A 15,562-nucleotide genomic window follows, 5' to 3' on the forward strand; every position below is an offset into this window, starting at 1 on the left:
TGCAACAACGCCACTATTCCCGCAATAATACGACATTTTAGCAGACCCTAACATTTATAGCAATGTGATATAAAATCAAACGGGTTAATAGCTTTATTATCTAATAAAATTTCAAAATGTAAATGTTCGCCTGTCGCATTGCCGCTTCTGCCTTGGATACCGATAAGCTGCCCTCTTGTTACGCGGCACCCCTCTTTGATATGTATTTCCTTTAGATGGGCATATTTAGTAGTAATTTTACGGAAATGCTTAATTTCTATAAAATTGCCGTAGTCACGCACTCTCGCGACTTTAGTGACGATTCCGCTTGCTGCTGCATAGACCGGGGACGATTTTTTAGCTTGTAAATCAATACCGCTATGAAAACAATTTTTCTTTCTTTTCTTTTTATGAGGGCTTTTGCGGGCGCCGTAATGGCTGGTAACTTTTGCCTCGTATTCCGGTGCCATCAAGGGTATAGAACTAATTATTTTATCAATTTTTAAAAGTTCGGATATATTATTTTTTTGAGCGGTGATATTATAGCTTTTTGCAAAGTAACGAGCTTCAGCACTAGAGAGGAATTTATACTTTATCTGTAATCGCGATAATAAATCCTTGATCATGACTATTTTCGTACCGGCGGCTTGATTAAACTCTTGCGGCTTTCTATTATGAAATTTTTGTAAGAAAATTTTATTTTGATTAGGGTTATTAATTATTACCGCTAGATTTTTAGCATATAAACATTTTGTATTGCCGGTATTGTTAGCAAGATCATACTGCACGACTAATTCGGCATGATTTATTTTATATTTTTTTTCTAATTCATGAGTAGTAGTAGCAAGTAAAGTTTTATCTAGAGATAAATTAAAGCTATTGCATCCTTGAATAAAAAATACAATTAACAGCAATAGATAATTTTTATACTTTAATCGCATTATAAATAATTATAAGTGAATTTTAAATTTAAGGCAGCAGTAAGATACTCGGTTAATTGCGCTAAATCATCTTTAATATTAGGCGGATTAATTATCATTAGCCCACATTTTACCATATTTTTATCGGAATGTAGAAGCTCATATTCAATAATAAGCGTTTCTTTGAAACCCATATCCTTATAATTGTGATAAAAATCCCGAACCAAAGACCGATCTTTAATTGGATACCAAATAAGAACGCAGTTATTGAGTGCGCGGGATTTTATTTCCGTTATTACTTCTAATAGCTTATCAAATTCATTTTTTACTTCAAAAGGCGGATCGAGAAAAATTAATCCTCTTTTTTCTTTAAAAGGAACAAACGCTTTAACGGCTTTGTAGGCATCTAAATTATGGATATTTGCGGTTTCTCCTAATAAATTCTTTAAGCTTAAATAATCTGCCGAGTGAAGTTCAGAGGCAATTAAGCGATCATGTGGTCTTAATAGTTTAGTGATTATTAAAGGTGAACCAGGGTAATGGTCTGTAGAAGTCGTATTTACTATATCTAAAAAGAGTTGTAAAATATGCGGTACACTCGAATGATTTGAATGTATATTAGAAAAAGAACTAGTAAAGTCGAGTAATTTTTTAATACCGGTTACGCTCTCGGAAGTTTTTTGAGCTGCTTCTAAATTAAGGTCATAAATACCGATTCCGGCAAAACCATCCAAAACTGCAAAAGGTTTTTCTTTTTTCTTTAGTTGCTCTAAGATTGTAATCAGTATTAAATGCTTTACGACATCGGCAAAATTACCTGCGTGGTAGATATGGCGATAATTCATACGATATTTCGATTAATTTTAAGAAAGTATGGTGTCATACCGTGGCTTGACCACGGTATCCAGAAAAAGCCTTAATAAAAAGACTGGATGCCGTGGTCAAGCCCACTACTGTACGAACGTTTAAATAAAGAGGTAAAAATTCTGTCATTCCGTGGCTACGACCACGGAATCCAGCTTATAATATCATAAAAAGACTCTAAAATAAGTCTAATATGGCTTTATTTTCCTGGATGCCGTGGTCAAGCCACGGCATGACACAGCCTTTTTTCAACGTTCGTACAGTAGTGGGTCAAGCCATGGCTTGACACCGGATTGCTTTGCAAAAATTCGAGCCATGCAACAAAGCCCCGCCTTTAGCTAGAATGACATGGAATACGCTTTAACCGATCCCCGCAAAAAAGCCATTTAGGATAAGTTCTTATCCTAAATTCGCGTTATAAGCGCTAGCCATTCTTGTTCGTCGATAATTTTAATATTTAATTCTTTAGCTTTTTTTAATTTACTGCCGGCATCATCGCCTGCAATTACTAAATCGGTAGAAGCCGAGACGGTAGCCGTTACTTTTGCGCCTAATTTCTCTGCTTGAGCTTTTGCTTCCGCTCTTGAAAGAGTCGGCAGCGAGCCGGTAAATACTAATATTTTACCGCTTAAGCTACTTTGCTTAATCTGCTCTTGATAATCTTCAATAGTTAACACCTCGCCAAGTTTATAGATAAGATCAATATTTTCTTTAATATCAAAAAAATCAATAATATCCACTAAAATTTTATCGCCCACCCCTTCTAAATTATTTAGCTTTTGATAGATATCCGTATTACCTTCGGCAAGTGAGGTCATTTGCGTTATAAAATTATTGTAAGTTTGAAATTCTCTAGCAAGTAGCTTGGCATTTTGTTCGCCGATATGTCTGATACCTAAGGAATATATAAATCTTGCAAGGCTAACATTTTTTGATTTTTCAATATTGGTAAAAAGATTTTCGACGGATTTTTTGCCCCAGCCGTCCATATTTTCCAATTTAGTTAAACTATCATCATTTTTATTTTTCAAGAAAAAAATATCGAATGGATTGTTGATTAAGCCTTTATCTATTAAAAACTCCACTTGTTTTTTACCGAGTCCGTCAATATCCATAGCATTTTTTGAAACAAAATGGCGGATTCGTTCATAATTTTGCGCAGGACAGTTTAAATTATCGCAACGTATAATTATTGCGTCAGCATCGTAATGCACAGGCGAGTTACATGAAGGACAAAATTGTGGCGGCTGAAATTCTACGGCATTATCAGAACGTTTAGTAAAATCGACACCGGTAATTTGCGGTATCACATCACCGGCACGTTGCAAAAATACATAGTCCCCAACTCTAATATCTTTTCGAGCAATTTCTTGATAATTATGTAAAGTTGCCCTGGCGACCATAACCCCGCCGATCGATATAGGTTCTAGTTCGGCTACGGGCGTTAAGGTTCCTGTTCTTCCGACCTGTACGGTAACGGCTAGCAACTTTGTTTGTCCGATTACGGCAGGGAATTTGTGAGCTATAGCGAATCTCGGACTTCTGGCGATAAAGCCCATACGATCTTGCAAAGCAAAATCATTTAACTTATAAACTACTCCGTCAATTTCATAAGGTAATTGATCCCTTTTTGCTTTTAAATATTCATAAAAAGAGAATATTTCCTCTTCTAACCGAGCTAATTTTCCGAACTCATTGACGATAAACCCAAATTCTTTAAGCTTTGTAAGCAACTCATCTTGAGAGCTTGCTAGCTTTTCACTATTATTGCCTATTGCATAAACAAAATATTTTAGCGGTCTAGACCTAGTTATAGCTGCATCAAGTTGACGAAGCGAGCCGGCGGCGGCATTGCGCGGATTGGCAAATTTATCCTTACCTACTTCCTCCTGCTGCTCATTTAATATAGCAAAATCTGCTTTATCGATGTAAATTTCCCCGCGTATTTCCAATTTTTGCGGTGCATTGATAAGTTTATGAGGAAAATTTTTGATAGTTTTAATATTAGCCGTTATATCTTCGCCGATATATCCATCACCTCGTGTAGCCCCTGTTATAAGCTTGCCGTTTTCGTAAGTAGCCGCAAAAGATAAGCCGTCTATTTTAGGCTCACAAAAAATGGGCGTAAATTCATCTAGTCGCAGAAAATTTTTTATTCTATCGATAAAGTCTTTAACATCCTTTTCGTCAAAAGCATTGCCGAGCGATAACATCGGCATAGCATGTTTAACCTTGGCAAATTTACTTTGGACTATACTGCCTATTTTTTTGGTCGGGCTGTTTTCTAAAATTAAGTGAGGAAATTTTTGTTCTAGTGCTAGATTTAGGCTAAATAATTGATCATACTCGGCATCAGACACTAAAGGTGCATCTTCCATATAATAAGCATGATTATACTCTGCTATTTTAGAGGCTAGCTCTTTTAATAGCTCCTTTGCTTCGTGTTCGGTAATTAAATCTATGTTTTGTGATTTATTTTGCATTGATAATGTATTTATACTTTAAGCGATTTGATATGCCCAAATTTAGCCCAAGTAAGAATTTTTTGATCTCTAGTGATTAAAGTTGCATTATAACATTTAGCAGTTGCTACAATAAGTCTATCAGCAGGATCATTATGAAAGCCATTCATTAACAAACTACTTTCTGCAGCGATTTCAGCAGAAATATTTTTAATAGATAATCCTTTAATGTTAGTTACTGATTGTAAAAAACCTTTTATAGGCTGATTAATATTGATACGCTTTTTATGTTCCAATATAGCAATTTCCCATAAAGATATGGAAGATAAGAATAATAGTTTATTTTCTTGTTTTATATTTATATATTGCCTTACGGTTTCAGATAATTTGTTTGGCTCTAACATAGTCCAAAGCACAACATGAGTATCAAGCAGAATAAGATCATTCATTCTCAGTATCCCATATAGGACTAATAATATCTCCTGTTATTTTGCCTTGACCTTTAAATATGCCTATTATGGAAGTTTTAGGTTTCTTAGAAGCTTTGGGCTGTGCATTTAAAGCTTCTAATTTAGCAATCGGTATGTTTCTTTTAGTAATAATTATAGACTGATGAGTTTTTTGTAGGTCTTCAAGTATCTCTGAGCAATGAGATTTAAATTCACTAATAGCTATGTTAGTAGACATATTTATAATATAATTATGTTAATAATTTAATATTATAGCATATAGCCACGTGTAATAGTCAAATATTATTTAAATTTTCTCCTATTAATTAATCCAATTAAAAAGCCGCTAGCGGTGATAATCACTCCTAGCCAGATAAAGCTCATCATGGGTTTATAATATATTTTAGCATGAATTATATCGTTATCTATATTACTTAAAACCGCGTAAAGGTCGTATGTTAAATAAGAATAAATATCACTTTCCTGCGATAAAGTTTTCTCGATTATATAAAATCTATTTTCCGGTTTTAATATAGTAATTTTTCCTTCTCTGTCTTCAAGCCAAAATTCGGCAATTTGTCGGTAGTAATTTTCTCCTTGCGCAAATTTAATATTTTGTAAAGTAACTTTAAATTCTCCGAGTATTTTGCTGTCTCCTACCATGCCCGTAAAATCGACTTCACTTTGTAATAATGAATTAATAGTAACACTAAAAGCAATTAGCGCAAAACCGAAATGTCCTAAAATCATTGCCGCACTACTAGCTTTTAGGCTTTTTTGAAAATATACTGTTTTGTTAAGTAACGAATAAATAGTATGTAGCATCAAAAAAACAGCGGATATTATAAGGGCTGCGGAAATAAAGCCGTATTTTACTTTAAAAGAGATAGCGTAACATATTACTAAGGAAAGTAGTAATATTATAATATGCCTTTTTAAGGAGCTTTTATTAGTAAAAAAACCGGCGATAAAAAGAATCGGAATAACAAAAATAATAAAATTACTAACAAAAAATTCTTCATTAATAATAACGGGCTTATCATCAAATAAAGAATAAATTACCGGATAAAGAGTTGCGCATATTAGTATGACTAAGCTAGTTAGGAAGCAGATATTGCCGAGGATTATTCCCGTTTCTTTGATGTCATACCGTGGCCTCGCCACGGTATCCAGTCTTTTTATTAAGGATTTTCTGGATACCGTGGCGGGGCCACGGTATGACATTAGTCCAATCGAGCTAAGCGCAATAATTACGAATATTGTCAGCAAATAAGCCCCTCTCTCCGGTGATACGGCAAAAGAATGGATAGAAGTAATAAAACCGGAACGTACTAAAAAGGTGCTAAATACTACTAATAAAAAAGTAATGATTGATAAAATTATTGTCCAGCTTTGCATCCGACCGGATTTTACGGTTATTAAAATTGAGTGATGAAGGGCGATAGCAGATAACCAAGGGAATAGAGAAATATTCTCGACCGGATCAAAAAACCAAAACCCTCCCCAGCCGAGTTCTCTATAAGCCCACCAAGACCCTAAAGCAATGCCGATAGTCGTAAATAAAATACCGATATTGGCGAAAGTTTTTAATAATTTTATATCATTCCCGCGCAGGCGGGAATCCATACTTAATTTGTCAGAATGACTTTTTGAGTATTTTTTTCCGGATTCCCGCCTGCGCGGGAATGACAAAGGAGGCGGGAATGACAAGGGAGACGGGAATGACGTAATGGAGCGTAATAAAATAATACACGCACAGGTAAAGGGTACTACATAACTAACATATCCCAAATATAATATGGGAGGATGGATGCTAAGTGCGATATCTTGCAGCATCGGGTTTAATCCTAAACCTTGCTCAGGGATAAATGAAAAAGCATTAAACGGGTTGGAAGTAAAATAAATAAAACTGCCGAATAATAATTGTAATATCGATAAAATAAGAATGGCTAGCTGCTTGTCTTGTTTATCGTTAATTAAGCAAACATAACAACAGCTAATAATTTGTAGTAAACATAACCATAATAAAATTGACCCTTCATGGCTTGACCAGCTGCCGGCAATTTTAAATAGCAAAGGTTTTAACGTGCTAGAATTTAAAAAGACAATTTGCAAAGAGAAATCTGATATGACAAAACTGTAAACTAGAAGGGTGAAGGATAATAAAGTGCTAAAAACGCTAAGGTAGAAGGAGTAGAGAGGCATTGTCATACCTTGGCTTGACCACGGTATCCAGGACTTGCTTTTCTGGACCCCGTGGTCAAGCCACGGGGTGACACCTTTTTGGCTAACAAGCCGACATAACAATAAACCAATCGCTCCACCGCTTGCAACTATTGCAAGTATCTGAAAAAAATTACCGATATCACTCACCGTTAATTATTCCTTCGGTTACCGGTAGAACGGTAATTTTTACGCTCTCAATCTTGTTGGCTATTTTTCTGTTAATAACAATAGTTAAGTTAAATATTTCAATTACCTCGCCTTGACTTGGAATACGGGCAATTTTATGAATAATTAAACCGGCGATAGTATTTGCGTTATTATCCGGTAAATTCCAGTCTAATTCTCTATTAATATCTCTGATGGTCGTAGTACCGTTAATGATAAATTCTGAATCGGATTGTTTAATAATTTCATTATTGTGGCGGTCATGCTCATCGGTAATCGGTCCGACAATTTCTTCTAAAATATCCTCAAGCGTAATAATACCTTGCAGGTCGCCATACTCATCAACAACGCAAGCAAAATGGTTGTTGCGTTCTCTAAAAGCATGTAATTGGTGGACGACTAAAGCATTTTCCGGAATAAACCACGGAGGAGTTACTAATTCCTTAATGTTAATTTTTTTTGCATCATTATTATTGTCATATAAAGCACGTAGTAAATCCTTTAAGTGAAGAATGCCGATTATATTGTCCCTATTATCTTGCCATAAAGGTACGCGAGTATTTGAACTTAAGGCTAAAGCATTTTTTACTATTACCTCATTCGGTAAATCTATATTGATCGCTATAATATTACTTCTATGCGTCATAATTTCCGATACTACCATATTTCGGATATCTAAAATCCCTCCTAACATATTACGATCGGACTTGTAAACATTGCCTTCCTGATGGTAATGCTCAATCACTCCTCTAACTTCTTCGGTGCCTGATATTTGGGACTTTAAGTTAATACGAAATATGAAACAAAATATTTTGATAATATAATCAAGGGCGGCATTAATGGGCTTTAGGATTTTTAAAAAAACTATAATAGTCGGCGCCATAAATAATGCTAATTGTTCGGCTTTAGCAACCGCTATTGCTTTCGGTACTACTTCACCGAAAACGATTATTATAAAAGCCATGACGGCTGAGGCAACTATTGTGCCGCTATGACCTAGCAAGCTAATAAATAGTGAGGTGGCAATAGTGGTGCAAACGGTGTTAATTAAACTATTACCGATTAATAAAGTCCCGATAACTTTTTCTTTCTTTTTAAGGACTTCCAAAACGAGTGTTGCACGTTTGTTGCCTTCTATTTTTAGCTTTTGAATTTTTCCCGGAGATGAGGCGGTAATAGCAGTTTCCGTAGCGGCAAGGAGTGCAGATATACCCATCATTATAATAATAATGATTACTAATAATGTAGTCATTTTTTTAATACAGATGTAAATTTGTTAGTAGCAATTATATTCGTAATAAAATTTTTTACCTAATGTTTTTTTATTATTATGTGGGCAGAGCGATTTAAAAAGTGATAGAAGTCATTTCCGCTGGGTATTGTTGCGTGGATGAGAAATTAACACAAAAAAACCGTCGTTGCGAGGAGGTGCAGGGTGTTTTTAACCATCCATGCAACAACGCCGGCTATCCATTAAATTCATCTTGTCTGAACCTTTCTGAATTTAGCTGTAGTCTACAGTAATAATTTCAATTTAGATAATATATTATCTATAAGTGTTTTATCTAATGTCAGAAGCTTATTTGCCTTACGCGCTTTCCAATCCATAGATCGAACTTGATCGCATAACACTACTCCGTTTATTTGTGCAAAGTTTATTTTTACTTCAAATGGATAACCTTTAGTTTGGCTAGTAATAGGCGCAAATAAAGCAAGACCGCTTTTAAGGTTATATTTGTAAGGGCTAAGGACTACAGCCGGTCGTGTCTTTTGAATCTCTCTACCTTTTTGAGGTTCAAAATCAAGCCAAACTATATCTCCTCTTTCAGGCACATATGTTACCATAATTCATTACCTACGATATCATCATCATTTAATATTTCATGATGACGATTAAAGTCTGTAATATTATTTAGTAATGTATCTAATTCTGATATTTCTGTGCTAATAATCAAATGATTGTCAGCTATTTCTAAATTAACAAATATACCTTGTTTAAAATGTAGCTTTCCGGCTAAATGTTTAGGAATTCTAATGCCTAAACTATTTCCCCATTTTTGAATTTGAGCTTGCATACATAATATTATATTTGTTTACTGTATAAACAAGTATATACTATAAACTTGAATTTTGCAAGCTATTGCTAAACCATATCGATCTTCACTGTTAACTTACCTAATTGTCAGCGTCTTACTTCTTTATTATCATTATCCTTGCTACTAATACGTTGTACAAAACTAGGATTTTGAACTCCTATATTTACCTTACTTCTTACTTCTTGTACTTGTTGTTTTGCGAGTTCTTGAGTTAATATTGTAGCGTGATTTTGTCTTAGGTCACTTCCCTTATTTCCATGTTCGGCTAAAGAAAATATTTTTTCTCCGTTAGCTATTTTTATCAAATTATCCGTTACGAATGCTCCGCAATCTTTATCATTTGCTTGTTGTTGAGTGTGCAAATCTTCTATTTTTGCGTTTGGCGCAACTTGGTTAATTAAATTTTCTAACTTCGGTCTAACATTAAGAGGAGTACCGTTTGGGTCATTATAAGTAAATGTCATTTGATCTTTTGCTGTATCATACGTAATTACCATACCTGTCCAATGTTCACGTCCGGTATTGATAGGAATAACTGCAGCTTTTTTGCCTCCTTCTTTCACTTCTTTTACTGCTTGTGAAAGCACAACATTATTTAATTCCTCTCCCCAATCTAAAGAAATTTGTTGGGTATATATTTTATCCTTACCGAGAGAGGTCTCTATAACTTCCCTAATATTATCATCGGTATATAAATAATCCGGTTTTATTAAATCATTTATTGCAGTAGTCAAAACCGGCATTGTTGTTGCAGAACTCATTATAGGGGTAGGAGAAGGTTGTTTATTAACTTCAGGGATGTTAGTAGCCTCTATAGAAGGAGGTAGTTTGTCATCAGGAATAATATTTTGTTCTTTTGCCGGCTTAGCTTCCTCTTCTTTCTTACCGAATATTTTTTCTTTAAAGCTTTTAGCAATCTCTTTAAAATAATTAAAAATTCTGTTAAAAAATCCCTTTGGTTCCGGTGTTAGAGTAGTTTGTTCTTCTATTAAAGCTTTCGGCTTTATTGCGTCTTGTAAATGAGCCGTATTCGGGATATCATTTGCAGGGCTAGAAGGCGATTGATCGTCACTTGATATATTAGGACTCATATCTTTCTCCATATTTGAAATTTTTTGTTTATCCGAAAGATCAAAATATATATCCACGGGATTTATTTCGGCTTTACTTAAATCTTTTTGGAATTGTTCAGATAATTGCGATACGTATTTTTCTAAGTTCTTAGCGCCGGTTGCTTGATCTTTTAAAATTTCTTCAACTTCTAATTTTATACCGAATAATTGATCCGGGTTTTCAATACCGAATTTGAGGGCTATGGCATTACTAGCTCCTTCTACCGAAAGCGGGTTGCTCTTTATAACTATTCGACTATTCTGATCTTTAGCAGTCTTTACTAGTTCGTCTAATTTAGCTTTATCGGGTAATGACCCTGAAATTAAAATATTAACCGGTTTCTGTAGAATTTTTGATATTACGCTATTTGCGTCTGATATAGTTTGAATATTAGTAGTTTTTTCTCTAGCTATATCGCCGTGGGAAATAGCATAATTTTGATCTTGCTCATTAGCAAAAAATACATGATCAATTTTTGCTAACAGCCCTTTCCAAATATTTTCTAACTTCGGATTTTGTAGTAATGGTTTATAATTACTAAAGGTAAGAGAAGTTTTTATGCCAAGGATTTCAAAATTTGTTAAATCTTGTAATCCAAATATAGGGTAATGATCATTTGAAGAATGTTGAATATTAAGTATCGGAGTTTTACGTCCTGATTCTTCAATTATTTCTCTTAAAATTCGATCTTTATCAGATATATTGCTTTCTTTGTTCGGTTTAAGTGAAATAACGGATATTTTTTGTTCAGCTCCTTTTTCATTTATTCTTTGTAATATTGCATCTTTACCGCCTAAAGAAAGAGTAAATATTATAGGAACATTTTCTTTTTGTTTAGCCATGTATAAACCTTATTTAAAAAATATTAAATAATTTATCTTATTATGATAATTTTTAAAGTTTAAAGCAAGGTTTATTACTAACATTTGCCTTTATAATAGTTGACTAAAAAATATGATGTTATTTAATTTTTAATGCTCCATGCTTTAGCTCATATATTTTATCCATTTTATGAGCTATTTCATGGTTATGGGTGACCATAATAATAGCGGTATTTTGTTCCTTTGCAACTTTAAGAAGTAAATTAAACACTTCATTACTAGTTTTAGGGTCAAGGTTACCGGTCGGCTCATCCGCTAAAATGATTTTAGGTTTATTAATTAAGCTGCGAGCAATAGCAACACGCTGCTGCTCGCCGCCCGATAATTCTCCGGGCATATTATGTGATTTTTTAACTAAGCTAAGGCTAAGTAAAATATCCTCTGCTTCTTTTATTGCTTCTTCTTCATCACCTCCGGCGATTAATTTCGGTAAGATAACATTCTCAAGAGCGGTAAAATCCTTAAGCAAATGGTGTTGTTGATAAATAAAGCCTAAATGATATAGTCGGATTAGATGATTTTGTTTCTGATTCGCATTCGGGATAATGACTTCTCCATTTGTCGGTTTATCAAGGAGACCTGCAATATGTAGTAAAGTCGATTTACCGCTACCGGAAGAGCCGATTATTGCAATTAATTCGCCTTCGTTAACGGTCAGATTAAGATCGTCTAGCACTCTGACAATCGTTTTTCCTTGGTTATATTGTTTTGAAATATTTTTTAAAATTAAAACGTTGTTACTCATATCTTAGGGCGTCCACAGGATTTAATTTAGAAGCTTTGTAAGAAGGATAAATCGTTGCCAAGAAACATAATATTATCGATAAAGAAGTAATTAATACTATATCCTCTATTCTCACTTCCGAAGGCAGAGTATAGAGGAAATAAATTGCGGCTTCAAAAAGTTTAGTACCGGTTATTTTTTCTAAAGAAGTTTTGATAGTCTGGATATTGTAAGAAAAACCCGTACCGAGTATTACGCCGAGTATAGTCCCAAGCAGACCGATAAACATGCCGTTACAAATAAAAATGATCATGATTTGTTTAGTACTTGCACCGATAGTCCGCAATATTGCGATATCCGAAGTTTTATCTTTAACTAGCATAAACAAGCTAGAAATAATATTAAAAGCAGCAACAGTAATAATTAAGGAAAGAATAGTAAACATTGCTATCCGCTCCACCGCTAGCGCATTTAAAAATTGCATGTGTAATATTTGCCAGCTAGTTACTCTTACGTCGCTACCTAGTAATTGCTGCACTTTATATGAATAAGGAAGAGATTGGTCGGGGTGTGCGGTATTGAGTTCAATAAGGTTAATATTATTGCCGAGCGATAAAAAATTTTGCGCGGCTTCCAGCGGCATTAATATAGTTGTACTGTCGTAATCATACATGCCGCTGGTAAAACTCGCTATAACTTTAAACTCTTTCGAGCGCGGTATACTACCGAAAGCCGTTGAAATCGCATTCGGTGAAATTAGCTTAAGCTTATCACCGACATTAACGCCGAGATTACTTGCTAGCTCGCTTCCTAAAGCTACGACGTTTTTACCGTGAAAATCGTTAAAACTACCGAAATTGACATTTTTTAGAATCTCGTTCTTAACACTCAAATCCTTTATATCAATACCTTTAATAAGCGCACCGCTATTATTTCTTTTTCCAAGTGCCAAAGCTTGTCCGTGCGCGACGATAGTTACGTGTTTTACGTAATCTTGCTTAAGTAACTTAGTTTTAATTTCTTGATAATCATCGATAACGCTTGCCGTCGGGCTTATCACTATATCACCGTTTAGCCCGATAATATTTTTGGTAAGCTCGGTATGAAAGCCGTTCATGACCGACATTACTACTATCAAAGCTGCAACGCCGATAGTTACTCCGAGCAATGAAAAACCGGCAATAATAGAAACAAATTTTTCGTTTTTCTTGGCTCTAAAATATCTAAACGCTACTTTTAAAATAAAATTTTTATTAGTCATCTTGAATATTTAAGTTAAATTTTTTAATACGTTGTTGCAAAGGGGCCTTGTTGCATGGCTCATATTTTTGATGTTATTCTTGCTATCCTTTATGTCATTCCCGCGCAGGCGGGAATCTAGATTTTTCTTTGTCATGCTGAACTTGTTTCAGCATCCTCTGTAATAGATCCTGAAATAAATTCAGGATGACTATTATTTTCTGGATTGCCACACCGAGTGCCGTCTTATTAATTCTTTTGAATAGAACACTCAAAAACTTTATCATATTGAAATAATTTATAACATGTCAATAACCCAAATGCGGTGGCAACGCATATAGTTATACCTAGCGGTGCATAAGTGCCGTTATACAACCAGCCGACCAATTGTAAACCTATTGCCACTGAAACTAACCTAGCGGAAGTAAAAACACCCGTCATACGAGCCTTACCGTTAGGAATTGCCTCAAGTAATAACGGCCATAATATGTTAAACGGATATATTATTCCTAGTGAAAGTAATAACATAATTATTGTTATTGTAAGTGGATCGGTAGTTTTATTTATAATTAGAATAGTATCGGCAACTAGAAATAATATTATAAATAACATGCCAAAATAAAAACAATTTTTAATGCCGAATTTTTTGAAACAATAACCGCTAGTAAAACTCATAGCTGCAAATAATGCAGCCAGCGAACCTTGATAAAGTCCGAAAGCTTGAAGCGACACCCCTAAATCTTGCATATATAGAATCGGCGCTATACCGACAAAAACCCAATATCCTTGTGCAAGAAACATCAATGTAAGTAAATAATAAATAGCTTTTCGTGATTTGAAAACCGGTAAATATTCTTTTAAAGAAATTCGTACTTCTCTATTTGTTTGACCTTTCGGGATAAATAATAAACCGAGTATTAGACTAGTTATGCCGAATAAAAATAATAAGACAAAATTACCGTGCCAACCCCAAAATAAATTTACATAACTACCTGCAACAGGTGCAAAGGCCATAGAAAGAGTAATAGTACCGTTTAGGACTCCCATCATTTCTTGTTGTTGTTGCACTGAGTAAATATCGGCCAATACTACATATACAAGCACCGCTACCGCCGATATACCGCTTCCTTGCAAGAATCTGCCTATTAGTAACAGCTGATAACTATTTGCAAGCATACATAATAAAGTACCTAAATTAAAAATAAACAGTCCGATAATAATAATCGGTTTACGACCGTAACGATCTCCTAAATTACCGACTATAAGTGACGTTATGCAATAGGCTATTAGGTTCACACCCAGTAACCACTCTACCATAAAAGGAGAAAGATTAAAGGTATTTTGTAAATCAGGGAAACTTGGGACGAATAAATCTACTTCCGCGCCCGCTAAAATTTCCATAATTATAACAGTAAGAAAGAGCTTCATAAAAATAATTTATATGTTTTTGTTCATAAGATTAAGATCGTTCCGGTAAAGTAATGTCCTTTAAGGTTATTCTAACCCGGCATTGCCCGCGTGGATTAAAATCGTTGCAAAAAGCATCGTTATTGCGAGGAGGCAATGGCATTGTTGCGTGGCTCGAAAATTAATAAAAAAACTCGTCATTGCGAAGCCACGAAGTGGCTGCGGCAATCCAGGCTATCCCGAATGTAATGAGGGATTTAATTAGAATACTAAACAAGTTTAGTATAAAAATATGTTTAACTGGATTGCCACGTCGGCATAAATGCCTCCTCGCAATGACGATTCTGGTAGCCATGCAACAACGCCCGAAAGCGGGAATCCAGACTTTTTTTGCTTTTGTCATGCTGAACTTGTTTCAGCATCCCCTGTAATAGATCCTGAAATAAATTCAGGATGACTATTATTTTCTAGATTCCCGCCTTTAGCTAGAATGACATACGGCACTTTTTTAGAGCCATGCAACAAAGCCGCGACCAAAGGGAGTGCGGGAATCTAGACTTTTTTTGCTTTTGTCATGCTGAACTTGTTTCAGCATCTAATTCAAGATATCCTGAAATAAATTCAGGATGACTATTATTTTCTGGATTCCCGCCTTTAGGGCGTTGTTGCATGGCTACCGGAATCGTCATTGCGAGGAGGCATTTATGCCGACGTGGCAATCCAGTTAAACATATTTTTATACTAAACTTGTTTAGTATTCTAATTAAATCCCTCATTACATTCGGGATAGCCTGGATTGCCGCAGCCACTTCGTGGCTTCGCAATGACGAGTTTTTTTATTAATTTTCGAGCCATGCAACAACGCCCACCTTTAGCTAGAATGACATACTGCTGCTTTTATCGAGCCATGCAACAACGCCTGATGCCTTCGCGGATGACATCATTTTAAGAATTACTAATCGATGAAAAAATAAAAAAGAGGGGTAAGGATGATATATTACTTAGAAATTTTCAAAATTATTATACAAATAAATAAC

At 34.8% G+C, this 15,562-nt stretch carries 21 protein-coding genes; 4 read left to right on the top strand and 17 right to left on the bottom strand.

Annotation, left to right across the window (positions count from 1 at the left end):
* Nucleotides 1–47: 47 nt before the first annotated feature.
* Both AAGD64_RS01560 and AAGD64_RS01565 read right to left on the bottom strand, forming a co-directional pair.
* Nucleotides 48–920: a M23 family metallopeptidase gene (locus tag AAGD64_RS01560; protein WP_253308073.1), complete on the bottom strand. Its 873-nt coding sequence runs from the start codon at nt 918–920 to the stop codon at nt 48–50.
* Nucleotides 920–1,744, bottom strand: coding sequence for a 23S rRNA (adenine(2030)-N(6))-methyltransferase RlmJ (locus tag AAGD64_RS01565; protein ID WP_341793610.1), 825 nt, complete (start codon nt 1,742–1,744; stop codon nt 920–922). The genes AAGD64_RS01560 and AAGD64_RS01565 overlap by 1 nt, the downstream gene beginning before the upstream one ends.
* 235 nt (nt 1,745–1,979) lie before the next feature.
* On the opposite strand from AAGD64_RS01565, the gene AAGD64_RS01570 reads away from it, so the two are divergent.
* On the top strand, nt 1,980–2,105 hold the full coding sequence (locus AAGD64_RS01570; protein ID WP_341793611.1) for a hypothetical protein: 126 nt from the start codon (nt 1,980–1,982) through the stop codon (nt 2,103–2,105).
* Between the two features lie 62 nt (nt 2,106–2,167).
* Here the strand turns inward: AAGD64_RS01570 and ligA are convergent, their stop codons facing one another.
* The 5 genes from ligA to AAGD64_RS01595 form a co-directional block, all read right to left on the bottom strand.
* Nucleotides 2,168–4,246, bottom strand: a complete 2,079-nt coding sequence (ligA, locus tag AAGD64_RS01575; protein ID WP_341793612.1) for an NAD-dependent DNA ligase LigA — start codon at nt 4,244–4,246, stop codon at nt 2,168–2,170.
* 11 nt (nt 4,247–4,257) lie between these two features.
* Entirely contained in the window at nt 4,258–4,674 is a 417-nt protein-coding gene (locus tag AAGD64_RS01580) for a type II toxin-antitoxin system VapC family toxin (RefSeq protein ID WP_341793613.1), read from the bottom strand.
* Nucleotides 4,667–4,912, bottom strand: a complete 246-nt coding sequence (locus tag AAGD64_RS01585; protein WP_341793614.1) for a type II toxin-antitoxin system Phd/YefM family antitoxin — start codon at nt 4,910–4,912, stop codon at nt 4,667–4,669. The genes AAGD64_RS01580 and AAGD64_RS01585 overlap by 8 nt, the downstream gene beginning before the upstream one ends.
* Nucleotides 4,913–4,977: 65 nt before the next feature.
* On the bottom strand, nt 4,978–6,879 hold the full coding sequence (locus AAGD64_RS01590) for a heme lyase CcmF/NrfE family subunit (protein ID WP_341794217.1): 1,902 nt from the start codon (nt 6,877–6,879) through the stop codon (nt 4,978–4,980).
* Nucleotides 6,880–7,039: 160 nt separating this feature from the next.
* The gene (locus AAGD64_RS01595; protein ID WP_253308068.1) at nt 7,040–8,317 is read right to left on the bottom strand and encodes an HlyC/CorC family transporter; all 1,278 of its coding nucleotides are present in this window, start codon (nt 8,315–8,317) and stop codon (nt 7,040–7,042) included.
* 134 nt (nt 8,318–8,451) lie between these two features.
* On the opposite strand from AAGD64_RS01595, the gene AAGD64_RS01600 reads away from it, so the two are divergent.
* The gene (locus AAGD64_RS01600) at nt 8,452–8,589 is read left to right on the top strand and encodes a hypothetical protein (protein WP_341793615.1); all 138 of its coding nucleotides are present in this window, start codon (nt 8,452–8,454) and stop codon (nt 8,587–8,589) included.
* On the opposite strand, the gene mazF is transcribed toward AAGD64_RS01600, so the two are convergent.
* From mazF to AAGD64_RS01640, 8 genes are all read right to left on the bottom strand, one after another.
* Nucleotides 8,581–8,910, bottom strand: a complete 330-nt coding sequence (mazF, locus tag AAGD64_RS01605; protein WP_253308067.1) for an endoribonuclease MazF — start codon at nt 8,908–8,910, stop codon at nt 8,581–8,583. The genes AAGD64_RS01600 and mazF overlap by 9 nt on opposite strands.
* On the bottom strand, nt 8,904–9,140 hold the full coding sequence (locus tag AAGD64_RS01610; protein ID WP_253308066.1) for an AbrB/MazE/SpoVT family DNA-binding domain-containing protein: 237 nt from the start codon (nt 9,138–9,140) through the stop codon (nt 8,904–8,906). The genes mazF and AAGD64_RS01610 overlap by 7 nt, the downstream gene beginning before the upstream one ends.
* 107 nt (nt 9,141–9,247) lie before the next feature.
* Complete coding sequence (locus tag AAGD64_RS01615; protein WP_341793616.1) at nt 9,248–11,116, bottom strand: Ulp1 family isopeptidase; 1,869 nt, start codon at nt 11,114–11,116, stop codon at nt 9,248–9,250.
* A 118-nt stretch (nt 11,117–11,234) separates the two neighbouring features.
* Nucleotides 11,235–11,900, bottom strand: coding sequence for an ABC transporter ATP-binding protein (locus tag AAGD64_RS01620; protein ID WP_341793617.1), 666 nt, complete (start codon nt 11,898–11,900; stop codon nt 11,235–11,237).
* A complete protein-coding gene (locus tag AAGD64_RS01625; protein WP_341793618.1) occupies nt 11,893–13,140 on the bottom strand; it encodes a lipoprotein-releasing ABC transporter permease subunit in 1,248 nt (415 codons plus the stop codon). The genes AAGD64_RS01620 and AAGD64_RS01625 overlap by 8 nt, the downstream gene beginning before the upstream one ends.
* Nucleotides 13,141–13,149: 9 nt before the next feature.
* On the bottom strand, nt 13,150–13,275 hold the full coding sequence (locus AAGD64_RS01630; RefSeq protein ID WP_301282638.1) for a hypothetical protein: 126 nt from the start codon (nt 13,273–13,275) through the stop codon (nt 13,150–13,152).
* A 92-nt stretch (nt 13,276–13,367) separates the two neighbouring features.
* Nucleotides 13,368–14,546 (bottom strand): multidrug effflux MFS transporter, encoded by a 1,179-nt coding sequence (locus AAGD64_RS01635; protein WP_253308062.1) that lies wholly within the window; start codon nt 14,544–14,546, stop codon nt 13,368–13,370.
* 66 nt (nt 14,547–14,612) lie between these two features.
* On the bottom strand, nt 14,613–14,753 hold the full coding sequence (locus AAGD64_RS01640; RefSeq protein ID WP_341793619.1) for a hypothetical protein: 141 nt from the start codon (nt 14,751–14,753) through the stop codon (nt 14,613–14,615).
* Between AAGD64_RS01640 and AAGD64_RS01645 the strand changes: the two genes are divergently transcribed.
* Nucleotides 14,741–14,956: a hypothetical protein gene (locus AAGD64_RS01645; protein WP_341793620.1), complete on the top strand. Its 216-nt coding sequence runs from the start codon at nt 14,741–14,743 to the stop codon at nt 14,954–14,956. The two genes, AAGD64_RS01640 and AAGD64_RS01645, sit on opposite strands and share 13 nt — an antisense overlap.
* Here AAGD64_RS01645 and AAGD64_RS01650 read toward each other — a convergent pair.
* Both AAGD64_RS01650 and AAGD64_RS01655 read right to left on the bottom strand, forming a co-directional pair.
* The gene (locus AAGD64_RS01650) at nt 14,925–15,047 is read right to left on the bottom strand and encodes a hypothetical protein (RefSeq protein ID WP_341793621.1); all 123 of its coding nucleotides are present in this window, start codon (nt 15,045–15,047) and stop codon (nt 14,925–14,927) included. The genes AAGD64_RS01645 and AAGD64_RS01650 overlap by 32 nt on opposite strands.
* Nucleotides 15,048–15,097: 50 nt before the next feature.
* On the bottom strand, nt 15,098–15,334 hold the full coding sequence (locus AAGD64_RS01655) for a hypothetical protein (protein WP_341793622.1): 237 nt from the start codon (nt 15,332–15,334) through the stop codon (nt 15,098–15,100).
* On the opposite strand from AAGD64_RS01655, the gene AAGD64_RS01660 reads away from it, so the two are divergent.
* Nucleotides 15,322–15,474, top strand: coding sequence for a hypothetical protein (locus AAGD64_RS01660; protein WP_341793623.1), 153 nt, complete (start codon nt 15,322–15,324; stop codon nt 15,472–15,474). The genes AAGD64_RS01655 and AAGD64_RS01660 overlap by 13 nt on opposite strands.
* Nucleotides 15,475–15,562: the final 88 nt, after the last annotated feature.

It is taken from the genome of Rickettsia endosymbiont of Ceutorhynchus obstrictus, from assembly GCF_964026565.1.
Classification (GTDB): Bacteria; Pseudomonadota; Alphaproteobacteria; order Rickettsiales; family Rickettsiaceae; genus Rickettsia.

What these genes read in the sequence shown, in the direction of transcription:
- AAGD64_RS01560 (WP_253308073.1), bottom strand. Translation starts at nt 920, where the DNA reads ATGCGATTAAAGTATAAAAATTATCTATTGCTGTTAATTGTATTTTTT.
- AAGD64_RS01565 (WP_341793610.1), bottom strand. Translation starts at nt 1,744, where the DNA reads ATGAATTATCGCCATATCTACCACGCAGGTAATTTTGCCGATGTCGTA.
- ligA (WP_341793612.1), bottom strand. Translation starts at nt 4,246, where the DNA reads ATGCAAAATAAATCACAAAACATAGATTTAATTACCGAACACGAAGCA.
- AAGD64_RS01580 (WP_341793613.1), bottom strand. Translation starts at nt 4,674, where the DNA reads ATGAATGATCTTATTCTGCTTGATACTCATGTTGTGCTTTGGACTATG.
- AAGD64_RS01585 (WP_341793614.1), bottom strand. Translation starts at nt 4,912, where the DNA reads ATGTCTACTAACATAGCTATTAGTGAATTTAAATCTCATTGCTCAGAG.
- AAGD64_RS01590 (WP_341794217.1), bottom strand. Translation starts at nt 6,879, where the DNA reads ATGCCTCTCTACTCCTTCTACCTTAGCGTTTTTAGCACTTTATTATCC.
- AAGD64_RS01595 (WP_253308068.1), bottom strand. Translation starts at nt 8,317, where the DNA reads ATGACTACATTATTAGTAATCATTATTATTATAATGATGGGTATATCT.
- mazF (WP_253308067.1), bottom strand. Translation starts at nt 8,910, where the DNA reads ATGGTAACATATGTGCCTGAAAGAGGAGATATAGTTTGGCTTGATTTT.
- AAGD64_RS01610 (WP_253308066.1), bottom strand. Translation starts at nt 9,140, where the DNA reads ATGCAAGCTCAAATTCAAAAATGGGGAAATAGTTTAGGCATTAGAATT.
- AAGD64_RS01615 (WP_341793616.1), bottom strand. Translation starts at nt 11,116, where the DNA reads ATGGCTAAACAAAAAGAAAATGTTCCTATAATATTTACTCTTTCTTTA.
- AAGD64_RS01620 (WP_341793617.1), bottom strand. Translation starts at nt 11,900, where the DNA reads ATGAGTAACAACGTTTTAATTTTAAAAAATATTTCAAAACAATATAAC.
- AAGD64_RS01625 (WP_341793618.1), bottom strand. Translation starts at nt 13,140, where the DNA reads ATGACTAATAAAAATTTTATTTTAAAAGTAGCGTTTAGATATTTTAGA.
- AAGD64_RS01630 (WP_301282638.1), bottom strand. Translation starts at nt 13,275, where the DNA reads ATGACAAAGAAAAATCTAGATTCCCGCCTGCGCGGGAATGACATAAAG.
- AAGD64_RS01635 (WP_253308062.1), bottom strand. Translation starts at nt 14,546, where the DNA reads ATGAAGCTCTTTCTTACTGTTATAATTATGGAAATTTTAGCGGGCGCG.